The organism is [Zimmermannella] bifida NBRC 103089, from assembly GCF_001570925.1.
GTDB classification, from domain to species: domain Bacteria; phylum Actinomycetota; class Actinomycetes; order Actinomycetales; family Microbacteriaceae; genus Gulosibacter; species Gulosibacter bifidus.
Map to the genome: position 1 here is coordinate 152,970 of NZ_BCSP01000001.1, position 15,901 is coordinate 168,870.

Sequence of the window (15,901 nt, forward strand, 5' to 3'; positions counted from 1 at the left end):
CCGGGCGCGCTCATGTTCCCCTGGCTGTGGTTGCCTAGGGTAGAACTATGACGAAGCAGCAAGATTATGTGCTCCAGACCATCGAAGAACGTGACATCAAGTTCGTTCGCTGCTGGTTCACCGATGTGCTCGGCACATTGAAGTCCGTCGTGCTGGCCCCAGCCGAAGTCGAAGGCGCATTTGCCGAAGGCATTGGCTTCGACGGTTCGACCATCGAGGGGCTCACCCGGCGCAGCGAGTCAGACATGCTGCTGCACCCCGACCCGAGTACCTTCCAGATTCTTTCGTGGTCGATGGACGACGCCACAGGGCGGATGTTCTGCGACCTCAGCACACCAGACAACCAGCCGGCCATGGCTGACCCGCGACAGGTGCTGCGTCGCACGCTGGAACGGGCCGCAAAGCTCGGGTTCACCTGCCAGATTCACCCCGAAGTCGAGTTCTACATTCTTAAGTCGAATGAGCTCGTTGACGGCAAACCGGTTCCGGTTGATGACGCCGGCTACTTCGACAATATTTCCGGAGGTATAGCTCACCGTTTCCGCGGACGTGCGGTCCGAATGCTTGAAGAACTCGGCATCTCGGTCGAGTACACCCACCACGAAGGCGGCCCCGGCCAGAACGAGATCGACCTGCGCTATGCCGACGCGCTCACCATGGCCGACAACCTCATGACGGTACGCACAGTTGTGCATGAAGTTGCCGCCGAACTTGGTGTGCATGCCACGTTCATGCCCAAGCCAAATGCCGATTGGCCGGGCTCAGGTATGCACTGTCACATTTCGCTCTTTGAAGGCGAAACGAATGCTTTCTACGAGGCTGGAGCACAGCACCAGCTCTCGATTACCGGTCGCCGATTCATTGCCGGCATGCTCCGCCACGCGCGCGAGATCAGCGCCATCACCAACCAATCGGTCAACTCGTACAAGCGACTGTGGGGCGGCGACGAAGCCCCGAGCTGGGTCTGCTGGGGACACAACAACTCGAGCGCACTCATTCGTGTACCCACCTATAAGCCAGACAAGCCACGTTCGGCACGCGTCGAATACCGCGCGATCGACACCGTCGCCAACCCGTACCTCGCATTCGCGGTCATGCTCGAGGCCGGTCTACGCGGGATCGAAGGTGAATACGAGGTGCCCGAGGAGATTGACGGTGACCTTCGGGATCTCTCCGCTCGTGAACGCAAGGTGCTCGGGTACGAGTCGCTGCCCGGCAGCCTGGATGAAGCAATCGCGGCCTGTGAACAATCGGAACTCGTCGCATCCACCTTGGGCGAGCAGCTGTTTGATTACTTCTTGAACAACAAGCGCGCCGAGTGGGAGGCCTACCGCACGCAGGTCACCGACTTTGAATTGCGTTCGGGACTCAACCGATAGCTCATACGCCACACACCATGAATCGCATGAGTATTCGCACGCGAGTGCTGCGCATTGGCTTCATCGACTCAACCGAGGCCGTTGCCAAATTAACCGCCCTGAGCGAGCTGCTCGGAATTAGTGACGAGGTCTTGCTAGAAAGTGTCGAGCGACACGATCCGGACCCAGACGCGGCACTGCTGGGACTCGAGGAAGTGGCCGAGCATGAACCCAAGGCGGCACGTGCTTGGGCTGAAACCCCCGAGTTATTGCGTAGTGCCATCTCATTGATGTCGGCCTCTACGGCATTCGTGGGTCTCTTGCGACGTCATCCGGATGCGTTGGCAGAGATTCACGAGCAATCGCACGAACTCGCTACACCGGAGCAAATCGAGCAGCGGATGCAGCACCGAATTGCACAGGCCGGCGATAGCACCGACGCGGCCGTCTCGGCTCTGCGCATCCAGTACCTCATCGAGATCGCCAAGATCGCGCTCTATGACCTGCGCCTGCCCGAACCGGTAGTGTCAATTCAACGAATCGGCGAGGCGCTGGCTGCTCTTGCGGATGCGGCCATGCGCGCGGCCCTCGAGATTGCTAAGCGGCAATTGGTGTCGGCCGAACCCGGATTTGGAAAGTGCAGCGCTGAAGAACTCGCGGCATTGGACTTTGCGGTGATCGGTTTCGGCAAGTGCGGCGCGCAAGAACTCAACTACATTTCGGACATCGACGTCATGTTCATCGCCGAACCGAAGGTGGACAGCGATCTCGAAGTGCATCGTGCGGTGAAACTCGGTACGCGACTGGCGCAGACGCTCATGCGGGTTACCAGCGATTTTGACGTGGAACCTGCCCTGTGGGAAGTGGATGCGGGACTTCGGCCCGAGGGCAAGGACGGCGCCCTGGTGCGCACGCTCTCGAGTTACCTGCAGTACTACGAACGCTGGGCCAAGAACTGGGAGTTCATGGCGCTGCTCAAGGCTCGCCCGATGGCGGGTGACCGTGCCCTTGCCGAGCGATTCGTCGAGGCCATCACGCCGCTGGTCTGGAACTCCGGCAGCCGTGACGAGTTCGTGCAAGAAATGCGACGGATGCGTAAGCGGGTGATCGACCACATTCCGGCGAATGAAGCCGGTCGCGACCTCAAGCTCGGTTCCGGTGGCCTGCGTGATGTTGAGTTTCCGGTGCAGCTGCTGCAACTCGTGCACGGCCAGATTGACGAGTCGCTACGCGAACCCGGGACCCTCAACGCGATTTCGGTGCTGGCCGCAGGCGGATATATCGGACGTGATGACGCATCCGAATTCACCAACGACTATCGATTCTTGCGCCTCTTGGAGCACCGCGTTCAGTTGCGTACGCTGCACCGTACGCACATGCTGCCAGACTCCGAGCAAGAGCTGCGCGCCTTGGCACGCGGGGCCCGCATCCCATCGGTGAGTGACCTGCAACGCGAAGTCGCGCAGGTGCAGCGCCGAGTACGTACCCTGCACAAGAAGCTGTTCTACCGTCCGCTGGTCGCCGCTGCCGCATCGCTCGGTCCTGAAGCCTTTCAGTTGGCAAGCGACCGGATCGTCACCCGATTGCGCGCCATCGGCTACCTCGACCCGCAGGGGGCGCTTACGCATATCCGTGCGCTCACCAGTGGTGTCGCCCGGCGGAGCAGCATGCAGCGGCAGCTCCTACCGGTGCTGCTTGAGTGGCTGGCTGAGGGCTCAAATCCCGACCAGGGGCTACTCGCATTCCGCAAACTCTCCGAGCAGAACGGGGATGCATCCTGGTACCTGCGATTGCTGCGCGATTCGAATCTCGCGGCACGTCGGCTGTGCGATGCGCTGGCCAATAGCGAGTTCTGTGCCACGTTCCTCGAACTCTTTCCCGAGGCCGTGCAGTGGCTCGACCGAGACGAACTGTTGCGGCCACGGACGAGCGAACAATTGGCGCCAGAACTCGAGGGAGCATTCAGCCGGTACGACGATGAAGTCCGGCTCGGGCGCATTATTCGCGCGCTGCGTCGTCGCGAAGTTCTGCGTTTGGCACTCGGCGCGGTTCTTGGCGTCAATGAGATCGATGCCACCGCACGGGGCCTCACCACGATCGCCGATGTCACGATCGCTGCCGGGATGCGCGCCGTACGCCGGATCGATGACCGTGAGTATCCGCCACTCGCGATCATCGCAATGGGGCGCTACGGCGGCGCTGAACTCGGATTCGGTTCTGACCTCGACGTGCTCTATGTGTTCGGCACCGAAGGCTACGACGGCAGCAACGCGGCGGGCGCTGCCCGGACGTTCGTGAACCGGCTGACTGCGGTGCTCGACGATGTGAGACTCCCCATCGATTTGGATGCGGATCTGCGTCCTGAAGGTCGGGCAGGGGAGTTGGTTCGGTCGCTTGCGGCGTACTCGACCTATTACGAGAAATGGTCGCTCGGCTGGGAAGCACAAGCGCTGCTTCGTGCCCGCGGAGCTGCCGGTGACCCGGATCTCATCGACGGGTTTATGGCGATCGCGGACCGCACTCGCTATCGAGACACGGGTTTGAGTAAGTCGGAGATGCGAGAGATTCGCCGCATCAAGGCCCGCGTCGAAGACGAACGCCTGCCCCACGGTGCCGATCCAAAGCGTCACCTGAAACTTGGCCGCGGTTCGCTCTCAGATGTTGAGTGGCTAGCGCAAACAATTCAGCTCAATCACGGTCATGCCATTCTCGAGTTGCGCACGACCTCGACACTCGATGCGCTCCGGGTTGCCAGCGAGCACCAAATCATTTCGCATACGGATGCGCAGACCCTCAACCGAGCCTGGCGATTGGCAAGTCAGGTGCGCTCAGCTGTCTACCTTTACACGAATGCGCAGACCGACGTGTTGCCGAACGATCACGCTGCGCTTGAGCGTGTCGCGCGTCTACTCGGATACGACGAGGGCAGCGGCGTGGAGCTCGAAAATGACTATCTGAACGCGACTCGTAGGGCTCGTTCGGCCTTTGAGCGGTTGTTCTACGGCGACTAGCTCGCTCCAGCAGCAACTGACACAATCGGAAAACGGCGGTGCGCCGCAGGAATGCTATCCTGCGGCGCACTGTACGTTAGCTGGCCGAAACTAGCAGCCGAACGTGAGGTCGTACTCGTATGGGTGCGGACGCTCAGCGAGTGCGGTCACTTCGGTGGCCATCTTGTAGTCGATCCACGTACGGATGAGGTCTTCGGTGAAGACGCCACCCTTAAGCAGGTATTCGTGGTCGGCTTCAAGCGCGTTGAGCGACTCAAGCAGCGACGTCGACATCTGCGGGATGCTCTTTGCCTCTTCTGGTGGCAGCTCGTAGAGGTCCTTGTCGATCGGGTCGAGCGGCTCAATGCGGTTCTGAATGCCGTCGAGTCCAGCCATGAGCTGGGCTGCGAACGAAAGATACGGGTTTGCCGAACCGTCCGGCGCGCGGAACTCAATGCGCTTTGCCTTCGGGTTCGTGCCCGTGGTGGGGATGCGGATGGCAGCCGAACGGTTACCGGCCGAGTACACCAGGTTGATCGGAGCTTCGTAGCCCTTGACCAGGCGGTGGTACGAGTTAGCGCTCGGGTTCGAGAACGCCGCAAGCGACTTCGCGTGCTTCAGCAGACCACCGATGTACCAGCGAGCGGTGTCCGACAGCGAGCCGTAGCCAGCCTCGTCGTAGAACAGCGGGTCGCCGCCCTTCCACAGCGACTGGTGCACGTGCATACCGGATCCGGCAACACCGTACATTGGCTTCGGCATAAACGTCGCGACCATGTTCCAGTCGTTAGCAACGTTCTTCACGATGTACTTGAACTTCAGCAGGTCGTCTGCTGAGTGCACCATCGTGTTGAAGCGGTAGTTGATCTCCTGCTGGCCGGCGGTGCCGACCTCATGGTGGGCACGCTCGAGGTCAAAACCGGCCTCGATGAGGGCGACCGAGATCGCGTCACGGACCTCCGCGGTCTGGTCTACGGGGGTTACCGGGAAGTACCCGCCCTTGATCTTGACCTTGTTACTGAGGTTGCCGCCCTCTTCTTCGCGAGCGGAATTCCACGAGCCCTCAATCGAGTCAACCTCGTAGAAGCTACGCTCCGGCTTCGTTTCGAAGCGCACCGAGTCGAAGATGTAGAACTCGGCTTCGGGCGCGAAGAACGCGGTGTCGGCGATGCCGGTCGACTCGAGGTACTTCTCGGCCTTCTTTGCCACCTGACGCGGGTCGCGGTGGTAGATCTCGCCGGTGCGGGGGCTATAGATGTCAAAGAGGATGATCAGCGTCGGCTCGCTACGGAAAGGATCCATGTAGGCCGTCGTGATGTCCGGGATCAGCTGCAGGTCGCTGTCCTGAATGCTGGCGAATCCAGCAATCGAAGAACCGTCGAAGAGTTGGCCTTCGCTAAAGAAGTCTTCATCCACCATTGTGGCGGGGATGTTGAAGTGTTGCTGCACACCCGGAAGGTCGGTGAATCGAATGTCGATGAACCGCACCTTCTTTTCCTTGATGTACTCCATCAGTTCGGTGGGTGAGTTGAACATGTAGCTCCGTCCAATGCGTTTGGAAAACAATAGGAATAGTCTACGTCGCCGCGGCGGGGGACTATGAACGTTCTGGGAGTGTTCCGGGCTACGTACAATTGCGATATGCCAGCATCCACACGAGGTTCGAACGATACGAATGATTTCCCGGGCCAGCGGCTCGGGCTGCCAGAGACGGGTGTTGGTTCGCTGGCACCGATGGGGCCGCGCATCCTCGGCCTCATCATCGACTGGGGCATCGCCTCACTGATCTCGTGGACGTGGTTCGCATATGACCCGATTGCGATCATGGCGCTGTTCCTGGGCCTGAGCTACCTGAGCATCATTTTGCTCGGCGGCACCATTGGCCACTTGGTTGTCGGCATGCGGCTGAATACGGTCGCAGGCGAAGCTCCCGGATACTGGCGCCCGGCACTCCGACAAGTGCTGCTCACCCTTGTTGTACCCGCTCTTGTCGTGGATGAGGACGGTCGCGGCGCCCATGATGTCCTGCCTGGTCTCGTGTTGCGTCGGTTCCGCTAACGGTCTTTCCGCAGCTGCCTGTAAACGAAATATCCCCGCACCTGAGTGGTGCGGGGATATTTCGTGTTGCGACGGGCGCAGCGTCGTTGCTAGCGCAGGTTCGAACGCGATGGGCGGATGCGGTTGGGGTCGACACCCTTCGGGATCGGCAGGTTCTGGCGCTGCAGCGAAGCGAGTCGGGCGTCAATCGCCAGGATCTCCTCACGGCGGATCTTCTTCGGCAGCTTCTTTACTTCGCCACGGAGGTCAGCGAGTTTGACGCCTGCTGGGCCAACGAGGATGTGGTGGACGGGTACGTTCGGCAGCGTACGCTGCAGCTTTCGCTGTTCGTCAGTGAGCAGCTTCTTTGCTGCAGCACTATTTGACTCCGTGAACAGCACCACACCTGGCTTGCCGATGGCACGGAATACCACATCCTTGGTGCGCGGGTTGATGGCTACGGGCATATCGCTCGATCGCCACTGACCGCGCAGGCTTGCCTGGAGCACCGCGCCAGTTGCACCTGGCTGGCCCTCAATCTGCGAGTACATGACTCGCTCGGCACGCCAGTTCAGGATGCGCATGAACAGGAAGAACCCGATCATCAGTCCAAGCAGCATGAGCAGGATCCACATGATGACGTTGTTGTCGTAGACAAAGATCGAGGCAAGTACCGCTGCGATGATCGGCAGCACCAGTGCCACGATCATCATGGCAATGCCTGGCTTGTCGTACTTGGCCGTCATCTTGAAGACGTCGACCAGTTGCTTCATGCGGCCGGGCTCACCCGCACCGCGTTCGTTCGTAGTTGCCATAGTGCCCCCAGGATACCCCCAGCTTGGCTATCCACAGGCGTCGAACACCGGGAGTTATTCACAAAATTTCGATTCCGTCACCGAACACCGTGCCGTGCGGCAATCTATGACGCATGCATACTTCATCGCCACCATTTGCCATCGGTTCGATCATCGCCGGCTGGAAACTTGTCCGTCGCCTTTCCTCCGGTGACGATGACGGAACCATGCATTTTGCCGCGGTAGCCGAATCCGGTGCGGACATCGGGCAACCGGCCTCCCCACATTGGGATGATGCCGCGATCGTTTCGCCGGTGGCGCAGCATCGCACCGCTCACTTGCAAATTGCGATGGGGGAGCAAGCCGGGGCCATGCTTGCTGCCGAAGCAGCTGTGCGAAGCCGGCTTGGGGGCGATTTCATTATCGAGTTCAGTGAATGCATCCGGACCGAGCAGGCTGTTGTCGGCGTTCGGCCCTGGCAGCAATTGCGTTCCTACGCCGAGATCATTGGCGATGAGGTGCGATTCTCGCCGGGGGTTGTCGTAACGATGATCGTGCCGCTGCTCGAAACGATCATGCTGGCACATCGCGTGGGTGTCTTGCCACGGCGCATCCAGCTTCGCGACTGCTATTTGGATGCACAGGGTCGCCCCGTTTTTGAATGGTGGCGGTCCGCGTTCGTCGCCGACGACCATTCGGCACTTCGTGGCGACGTGCTGAGACAAGACCATGCGAAGCAGGTATTCGCCATCATCGATGCGCTACTACACCGTGTTCGCGGCTCGGTGCCGCAGCATATTCGTGATCAGCTTTCCCCGTTAGCGAGTGGACGTGCAGGGGCTGACGAATACCTGGTGCTGCAAGATCTTCTGTTTGCCTGGTCGCCTGCTGAACCGGCGCATCTGTACGCGCGATCTGGGTTGGCAAATGCAGTTGATTCTGGTCAAGCTGCCAATGAATGCTGCGAAACCGGGCACCAACAGCCGAGTAAAAACGTTCGGAATCGAAGCACGGGAGGATCGACGCAAATACGAACAGCGATACATACGGGCACCGCGCCGGGTCGCCGCGGTGGGCATCGCCGGGCTGAGTCAACGAAATCGGTCGACCCGGGCGGTGACCTAATTGATGACAATCTGCCCTTGCCAACCAAGGATGCGGTCAAACGACCCGTGCGTCGGTCGCTGAATTCGACGCAACAGGTGACCCTTCGCGAACGGATGCGGGAACTGCAGTTTCAGTTGATCGCGCGCAGTGCTGCCGTACGCCCCACTATTTGGCTCGCGCTGGCCGGAACGGGTGCGTTCGTGACTATGACCGGTGCGTTGGCATAGCGGTCACTCCTCGCCGGAACCACTGCGAAGGGCTGGAAACGCGGTGTGGGACCGACGATCACATCGCCAGCCCCACACCTGCTCGCCACAGGGATACCCGTAGCGAAGACCGAACTAGATTCCGAGGTTTGGTTCGAAGTTGCCGTTCTCGAGACGCCGCTTCATCTGGCTCAGGAAGCGAGCCGCATCGGCACCGTCGATAATTCGGTGATCGTAGCTCAGTGCCAGGTAAACCATCGAACGAATGGCAATGGCCTCGCCACCATCATCGGTCTTGATAACGGCAGGTTCCTTAACGACCGCACCTGTGCCCAGGATTGCCTGCTGCGGCAGGAACACCAGTGGCGTGTCGAACAGCGCGCCACGCGAACCGGTGTTGGTGACCGTGAAGGTACCACCAGCAAGTTCATCCGGGGTTAGCTTGTTGTCACGAGTACGCGAGGCGAGGTCATCAATCGACTTGGCCAGGTCTGCAAGCGACATGCCACCGGCATTCTTCACGACCGGGGTCAGCAGGCCACGCTCGGTGTCCACTGCGATCGAGATGTTCTCGTGGTCGGGGTAGTGAATCTCGTCGTCCTTGACGGTCGAGTTGATCACCGGGTAGGACTGCAGCGCTTCGACGGCGGCCAGCGTGAAGAACGGCAAGAACGACAGCTTGCTACCAGTCTTCTCCAAGAACTCCTGTTTCTTGGCCTGACGGAGCGCAGCAACGCGGGTGACGTCAACCTTGACCATGGTCGTGAGCTGAGCGGTCTGCTGCATCGATTCAACGGCACGAGCAGCAATAACCTTGCGCAGGCGCGACATCTTCTGCGTGGTGCCACGCAGTTCCGAAACCTCGAAGGTGTCCGGCGCCGAGGCCACCGGGGTAGCGTCAGGCGCAGCGGATGCTGCCGGTGCCGGCGCGGCCTGTGCTTCAGCGGCCTTGAGTACATCTTCCTTGCGGATGCGGCCGCCCACACCAGTGCCGCTGACCTGCGTGAGGTCTACGCCCTTAGCCGTGGCGAGCTTGCGAACGATTGGCGTGACGTAACGCGGGTCGCTTGCCGAAGCCGGACGCTTTGGCGGCTGCGGAGCAGCGGGTGCCGAGGCGGGCGCAGCAGCAGGTGCAGGTGTGGCTGGAGCCGATGCCGCTGGTGCTGACGGAGCTGGCGCGGCCGGTGCTTCAACGGCAGGTTCCGGCTCAGCGGGAGCAGGCGACTCCGCCGCAGGCTGCGAGTCTGGCGCCGCAGCACCATCACCAACAAGCGCGAGGACCGCACCAACTTCAGCGGTTTCATCCTCGTTAACGCGGATCTCGAGCAGCGTGCCGGCAAACGGCGAAGGAACCTCGGTGTCAACCTTGTCGGTCGAGACCTCAACGAGCGCCTCGTCGACGTTCACCTGGTCGCCAACCTGCTTCAGCCAGCGGGTCACCGTACCTTCGGTGACGCTTTCACCAAGCGACGGCAGCGTTACTTCATTTGCATCGCCGGTCTGGGGCGACGGCGAGGGGGATGCGGCTGGTTCCGCAGTCGGTGCCGCAGCAGGCTCCGCCGCGGGAGCCGCGGCCTCTTCTTGAGGTGCCGATGCTGCGGCTGGTGCGGCTGCGCCATCACCGATGCGAGCGAGAATGGCGCCAACCTCAGCGGTTTCGTCTTCGGCAACGAGGATTTCCTGCAAGGTGCCGGCAAACGGCGAGGGCACTTCGGTGTCAACCTTGTCGGTCGAAACCTCGACCAGTGGCTCGTCAACGGCCACGGTGTCGCCCACGTTCTTCAACCAGCGGGTAACAGTACCCTCAGTCACGCTCTCGCCAAGCGAGGGCAGGGTGACGTCCTGACTCATTACGTTCTCCTAAAAAATCTCAGTTCGAGGGTTACATCGCGTGGAGCGGACGGCCAGCGAGGGCCATCATCGTCTCGCCGATAGTTTCGTTCTGGGTTGGGTGGGCATGGATCAACTGGGCAACATCTTCTGGGAATGCTTCCCAGTTCACGATGAGCTGTGCCTGGCCGACAAGTTCGCCAACGCGAGCACCGATCATGTGGATGCCGAGAACGGGGCCATCGTTCAGACGAATAGCCTTCACGAAACCGGCGGTGCCGAGGATCGAGCTCTTTGCATTACCGGCAAGGTTGTATTCATAGGCGGTGACGTTGTCGGCGCCGTGAATTTCCTTGGCCTTTGCTTCGCTGAGGCCTACCGATGCCATCTGTGGCTCACAGTAGGTGACCTTCGGGATGTTGACATCGTCAACCATGACCGGTTCCATGCCGGCGATCTGCTCGGCCACGAAAACACCGTGCTGGTAGCTGCGGTGCGCGAGCTGCAGGCCTGGAACGATGTCACCGATCGCATACACGCCGGGGACGCTGGTCTCAAGACGCTCGTTGACAGTGACGAAACCGCGATCCATTGCGATTCCGACTTCTTCAAAGCCCATGTTCTGGGTAACCGGTCCACGACCAACGGCAACCATGAGCACGTCACCGTCGATGGTTTCGCCCTTGTCCGTCTTGACGTGCACGCCGTATTCATCCTGCGTGACCGATTCGAATTTCGTGGAGACCTGGAAGTTGATGCCGCGCTTCTTGAAGGCGCGTTCCAGAGACTTCGAAATGGCTTCGTCTTCGGCAGGTGCCAGGTGGGGTAGGCCTTCAATGATGGTGACCTCAGCGCCCAGCGAACGCCACAGGCTCGCAAACTCAAGTCCAATAACACCGCCGCCGAGCACGACAGCGCGCTTCGGAATCCAGGTCATCTGCAGTGCCTGGTCGCTGGTGATCACGTTGCCGGTGATGTCAAGTCCCGGGATTGAACGCGAGTACGAACCCGTTGCGAGGACTACGTTCTTGGCGACCAGTACGTCGTCACCCACAGCAACCTTGTTCGCGGCGAGCAGCTTGCCCTCACCTGCGAAAACGTTGACCTTCTTCGCCTTGAGCAGACCCTGCAGGCCCTTGAACTTGCTCGAAACGATGCCGTCACGGAATGCTCCCAGCTGTTCCGCATCGACCGAATTGAGTGTCAGCGAAACGCCTACGCGAGCGCCGTCTTCAACGGCCTCGGCAACTTCTGCCGCATGCAGCATGGCCTTGGTAGGAACGCAGCCGCGGTGCAAACACGTGCCACCAAGCTTGTCCTTTTCTACGAGGGCAACTTGCATGCCCAGCTGGGTCGCTCGAATTGCAGCGGCGTAGCCTGCGCTACCGCCTCCGAGGACGACGAGGTCGAAGTTCTGTTCGGCCACTCGAATCGCTCCCTGTCTTCAGTCACGGCCGGTGGACCACAGTGTGGAGATTCGGCCAGTAGTGGATGCGTGACCCGCAGGTTGTTCGGATCTCGCGCTAGGTAAGGGGTTGGGTTGGCGCATGGTTTGCGCACCGGATCGCCAGCCTACACCCGGAGTATGGCGGTGACCTCAGCGGCAAATCGCTACTGAGGTCACCGGTTTGAACTAGTTCTTGGTGAGCGCTTCGAAGAGCGAAACGAGCGTGCGTACCGGCACACCGCTACCGCCTTCGGGCACGTAACCGTAGGCCGACTTGGTCTCGGCTGGTCCTGCAATATCGAGGTGGAGCCAGGGGAGTGCCTTGCCCGATTCGTCGTCGCCAACAAAACGCTCGAGGAACGCTGCTGCGAACAGCATGCCTGCGGAACGGTCACCCGGCTTCGAGTTGACCATGTCAGCAACTGGCGACTTGAGACGCTCAGCGATCTCTTCTGGGATCGGCATCGGCCAGAAGTCTTCGCCGCTTTTCTTCGACGCCGCCATTGCGCGGTCTACCCACGCCTGGTCGTTACCGACCATGCCGGTGGTGCGGTCACCGAGCGCGACGATGGCAGCGCCGGTGAGGGTAGCGATGTCGATGATCAGATCTGGCTGCTGCTCGGATGCGAGCGTCAGTCCGTCGCAGAGCACCAGTCGACCTTCGGCGTCGGTGTTTGTGACTTCAACCGTCTTGCCGGAACGCGTAACGAGTACATCATCGGGCTTGATGGCGCTACCCGATGGCATGTTCTCGGCCAGCATGCACCAACCGGTGATCGCGATAGGCAGGCCGAGCTCAGCAACGGCGCGCACGGTGCCGAGCACCGACGCTGCACCACCCATGTCGAATTTCATGCCGACCATCGAACCGGCAGGCTTGATCGAAAGGCCGCCCGAGTCAAAGGTGATGCCCTTACCCACCAGAGCAACGTGCGTTGTAGCACCTTCAGGTGCGTAGTTAAGGCGAACAACGTGAGGTGGGTTCTCGGAACCCTGCCCCACACCGAGGATGCCGCCACAGGACTCTTCAACGAGGCGCTCTTCATCCCAAACCTCAACTTCAACCGCGCTGTCGGTGAACAGGTCGAGTGCAAAGTCAGCAAAGTCTTCTGGAACCAGCGCACTCGGGGGAGTGTTCACCAGGTCGCGAGTGATGCGAACTGCACCAGCAATGGCGTTGACACGGGTAATGACTGCCTCGCCCACACCAACGGCGCTGAGCTGCTGTGGCTCCGCCGACACGGTCTCGTCAGCTTCACCACGGAAGCGATCGAAACGGTAGCCACCGAGCAAGTGACCGGTCAGCAGTGCCTCGAGCTCTACATCCGTCGCTTCCTTGAGGTCGTATACGACGGTCGATTCGCTTTTAAGCGCACGTGCCGCAATACCGGCGGCGCGGCGCAGTGCCTCAGCGGTGCGTTCCTTACCAGCACCGACCAGGAGCACGGGTGCTTCTTCGGAAGCGGATTCGGCGGTTACGAGTACGCGGAGCGTTTCGCCTGCCTTACCCGTCACGCCAAGGCGCGCAAGACGATCGGCGTCAATGCCGAGGTCGCTGCTTGCGCAACATTCTGGGGTGGTGCCAGCGAGAACCGGGACTACGGTTACTGCATCGCTGGAGTACTGTGTCAGATCTGTTTTCAACTCAGCCATAGTCATGCAGACGAGCCTACGCTGCCTAGGCGTACTATTGCCGCATGTTCCCCGAAGACCCGTTGTACCAACCGGCCCCAGCCTGGTCTCTGGTCGAGCCTGGACTCCCGATGATCGCGCTGCTTGCTGGATACCGCGACGCCGGGGCCACGCTGTTCCAGGCAAATGCAAGCCTGATGCAGCAAGACGAAGGCGAGCTCGTGGCACGGTTTCATGCGGATGCGCTGCTCGACTACCGTGCGCGTCGCCCGCGAGTGCAAATCGAGGACCACCAGATCGTGCGGTTTCGCCAGCCCGCGCTTGATCTGCGCTTAATGCGAGACTCCCTTGGGCAGAAGTACCTCTTGCTGCACGGATATGAACCGGACTTCAAGTGGGAGAAGTTCGCCCGCGCGGTATTGGCATGTATCCAGCATTTCCGGGTGGAATCATTCACTTGGGCGCATGCAATCCCGATGCCGGTACCGCACACCCGACCAATCCGCCTGGCGGCAACGGGGAATCGCGAAGAGCTCATCGAACGCCTCTCCATGTGGGAGAGCGATATCGAGGCCCCGGCCCACGCACTGCACCTGGTCGAGTTTGAACTGACGCGCGCATCCATTCCGGTCGTCGACTTGGTCGTCTTGGTGCCGCACTATCTTGCCGAGGGAACCGTGCCGGCAGCTGCGCACCGTTTGCTCGAGTCGATTGGCACCGCATCCGGTCGCATGATCGAAACCGAGTCGCTCCGTGAACGAGAGCGAACGGTTCGTGCCGAAGTCGATGCGCAGATTGCGGAGAACGAAGAAGCTCAGCGCATGATCGGGCTGTTGGAATCGCAATACGACGGGTTCATTAAGGGCACACCCCAGGAGAATCCGTTTGCCGATGCCGATGGCGAACTGCCAAGTGCCGATGCCATCGCCGCTGAACTAGAGCGGTACCTCTCGGCCCGCCGAAATATCGACTAGCGATCGACTCGCACGACGGGACGAAGCTGTCGCCCAAATTCACCACGAGAACTGGCACGGCAGTCAGCACCCCAGCTGACTGCGCCACCGGTTCTCCAACATGCACTACGGCCGGACAACGTGGCCGACCGACCCGACGAAGCAGGTGAGACATTCATGGATCCGCAGGTACCCAACACGCAAGTCTTGGCAACGATTCCTCGACGGCTACCCGGGATCATGTTTGCGCTCGCGCTGCTTGCGTATGCCTTCGCGGTGACGCAGCGAACATCACTTGGTGTGGCGGGTCTGGAGGCACAATCGCGCTGGGATGCCTCGGCAACTGCGCTTTCGGGGCTCGCGCTGCTGCAGATCGTCGTCTATGCGCTGGCGCAGATTCCCGTTGGCATGATGCTCGATCGCTTTGGTCCGTCTCGGTTGATTATTGGCGGTGCGCTGCTCATGGGTGCGGGCCAGTTAATCGTGGCACTGGCGCCAACTATCGAGGTGGCCACCGGTGGGCGAGTGCTCCTTGGCCTGGGGGATGCGACCACCTTCGTTAGCGCGCTTCGGCTAGTTTCTGCCTGGTTCCGTCCGCGCAAAGTGCCGGTCATGCAGCAGTGGCTTGCTAACGGTGGACAGTTCGGCCAGTTCTTATCGGCGGTCCCGTTCGCGATGCTGCTTCACTTAACCGCTTGGGAGACGGCATTTATCAGTGTTGCGGCGATCAGCTTCATCGTTGCCGTAATCGGCATTGCGGCGTTCAAGGATGCACCGGGTACGCGATTCGAGTCCAATCCAGTTTCGCTTCGAGAAGCGTTTGCGAAACTCGGCGCCGCGTTCGCCCGTCCCGGCACCCGGCTTGGCTATTGGTCACACTTCACACTGCTTTTTCCGGGGCTCGTGTTTGGTCTGCTCTGGGGCTTCCCATTGATGGTGCAGGGCCTCGGTATTGACGAACGCGTTGCCGCGGCTTTTCTGCTTATTCCCGTCTTGTCTGGTGTGGTTATCGGTCCGGTGCTCGGTATTCTTACCGCGCGATTCCCGCTGCGTCGGTCGACGCTGGTCATGTCGATCAGCGTGGTGGTGGCTTTGTTCTGGATCGGGGTCATTATGTGGCCGGGTCAGCCACCGCTGTGGTTCTTCTTGCTGACGCTCATTATTACCGGTCTCGGATCGACGGGATCCACAATTGGCTTTGACTTTGCGCGTACCTTCAACCCGACTTCGAGCTACGGCTCCGCATCCGGCATCGTCAACGTAGGTGGGTTCACATCGGGCTCAATTGCTCTGCTGATGATTGGTTTGTTGTTGGATGCGGTGACGCACGGAAGCACCCCCGATTGGGCGGCGTTCCGCATCGCATTTTGGGCCGTACCCATCACCATTGGCATTGGCATTTTGGGGGTCTGGGATTCTCGTCACCGCACGCGTGCGCTTGCGGCCGAAGAAGGTGTGGTTGTCGCGCCGCTTTGGGGCGTCATTGCCCGCCGTTGGCGCCGTCGCACCAACGAACCGTAATCACGAACGAGTGTTTGGCATCGATG

The 15,901-nt window shown here is 60.5% G+C and carries 12 protein-coding genes; 6 read left to right on the top strand and 6 right to left on the bottom strand.

All coding sequences use genetic code 11. The features are described 5' to 3' along the window. The first annotated feature begins 47 nt into the window (after nt 1-47). Nucleotides 48-1,379: a glutamine synthetase family protein gene (locus tag ZBI01S_RS00715; RefSeq protein ID WP_066054901.1), complete on the top strand. Its 1,332-nt coding sequence runs from the start codon at nt 48-50 to the stop codon at nt 1,377-1,379. A 26-nt stretch (nt 1,380-1,405) separates the two neighbouring features. Then, on the top strand, nt 1,406-4,369 hold the full coding sequence (locus tag ZBI01S_RS00720) for a bifunctional [glutamine synthetase] adenylyltransferase/[glutamine synthetase]-adenylyl-L-tyrosine phosphorylase (RefSeq protein WP_066054903.1): 2,964 nt from the start codon (nt 1,406-1,408) through the stop codon (nt 4,367-4,369). Nucleotides 4,370-4,459: 90 nt separating this feature from the next. Here ZBI01S_RS00720 and glnA read toward each other — a convergent pair whose 3' ends face one another. Further along, on the bottom strand, nt 4,460-5,884 hold the full coding sequence (glnA, locus tag ZBI01S_RS00725; protein WP_066054906.1) for a type I glutamate--ammonia ligase: 1,425 nt from the start codon (nt 5,882-5,884) through the stop codon (nt 4,460-4,462). 105 nt (nt 5,885-5,989) lie between these two features. Here glnA and ZBI01S_RS00730 point away from each other — a divergent pair, with 105 nt between their 5' ends. Beyond that, a complete protein-coding gene (locus ZBI01S_RS00730; protein WP_066054908.1) occupies nt 5,990-6,406 on the top strand; it encodes an RDD family protein in 417 nt (138 codons plus the stop codon). 89 nt (nt 6,407-6,495) lie between these two features. On the opposite strand, the gene ZBI01S_RS00735 is transcribed toward ZBI01S_RS00730, so the two are convergent. Continuing rightward, a complete protein-coding gene (locus tag ZBI01S_RS00735) occupies nt 6,496-7,200 on the bottom strand; it encodes a DUF4191 domain-containing protein (protein WP_066054911.1) in 705 nt (234 codons plus the stop codon). 122 nt (nt 7,201-7,322) lie between these two features. Continuing rightward, entirely contained in the window at nt 7,323-7,766 is a 444-nt protein-coding gene (locus tag ZBI01S_RS09780; protein ID WP_159421325.1) for a hypothetical protein, read from the bottom strand. Between ZBI01S_RS09780 and ZBI01S_RS00740 the strand changes: the two genes are divergently transcribed. Further along, a complete protein-coding gene (locus ZBI01S_RS00740; protein ID WP_159421326.1) occupies nt 7,728-8,513 on the top strand; it encodes a hypothetical protein in 786 nt (261 codons plus the stop codon). The two genes, ZBI01S_RS09780 and ZBI01S_RS00740, sit on opposite strands and share 39 nt — an antisense overlap. Nucleotides 8,514-8,627: 114 nt before the next feature. On the opposite strand, the gene sucB is transcribed toward ZBI01S_RS00740, so the two are convergent. From sucB to ZBI01S_RS00755, 3 genes are all read right to left on the bottom strand, one after another. Then, nucleotides 8,628-10,343, bottom strand: a complete 1,716-nt coding sequence (gene sucB / locus ZBI01S_RS00745; protein WP_066054916.1) for a 2-oxoglutarate dehydrogenase, E2 component, dihydrolipoamide succinyltransferase — start codon at nt 10,341-10,343, stop codon at nt 8,628-8,630. A 31-nt stretch (nt 10,344-10,374) separates the two neighbouring features. Further along, nucleotides 10,375-11,748 carry a dihydrolipoyl dehydrogenase gene (gene lpdA / locus ZBI01S_RS00750; RefSeq protein ID WP_066054919.1) on the bottom strand — a complete coding sequence of 458 codons (1,374 nt, stop codon included), beginning with the start codon at nt 11,746-11,748 and terminating at the stop codon, nt 10,375-10,377. Between the two features lie 207 nt (nt 11,749-11,955). Beyond that, nucleotides 11,956-13,428 carry a leucyl aminopeptidase gene (locus tag ZBI01S_RS00755; RefSeq protein ID WP_066054922.1) on the bottom strand — a complete coding sequence of 491 codons (1,473 nt, stop codon included), beginning with the start codon at nt 13,426-13,428 and terminating at the stop codon, nt 11,956-11,958. A 38-nt stretch (nt 13,429-13,466) separates the two neighbouring features. Between ZBI01S_RS00755 and ZBI01S_RS00760 the strand changes: the two genes are divergently transcribed. Beyond that, entirely contained in the window at nt 13,467-14,375 is a 909-nt protein-coding gene (locus ZBI01S_RS00760; RefSeq protein ID WP_066054925.1) for a proteasome assembly chaperone family protein, read from the top strand. A 156-nt stretch (nt 14,376-14,531) separates the two neighbouring features. After that, entirely contained in the window at nt 14,532-15,875 is a 1,344-nt protein-coding gene (locus ZBI01S_RS00765) for an MFS transporter (RefSeq protein ID WP_066055593.1), read from the top strand. Nucleotides 15,876-15,901: the final 26 nt, after the last annotated feature.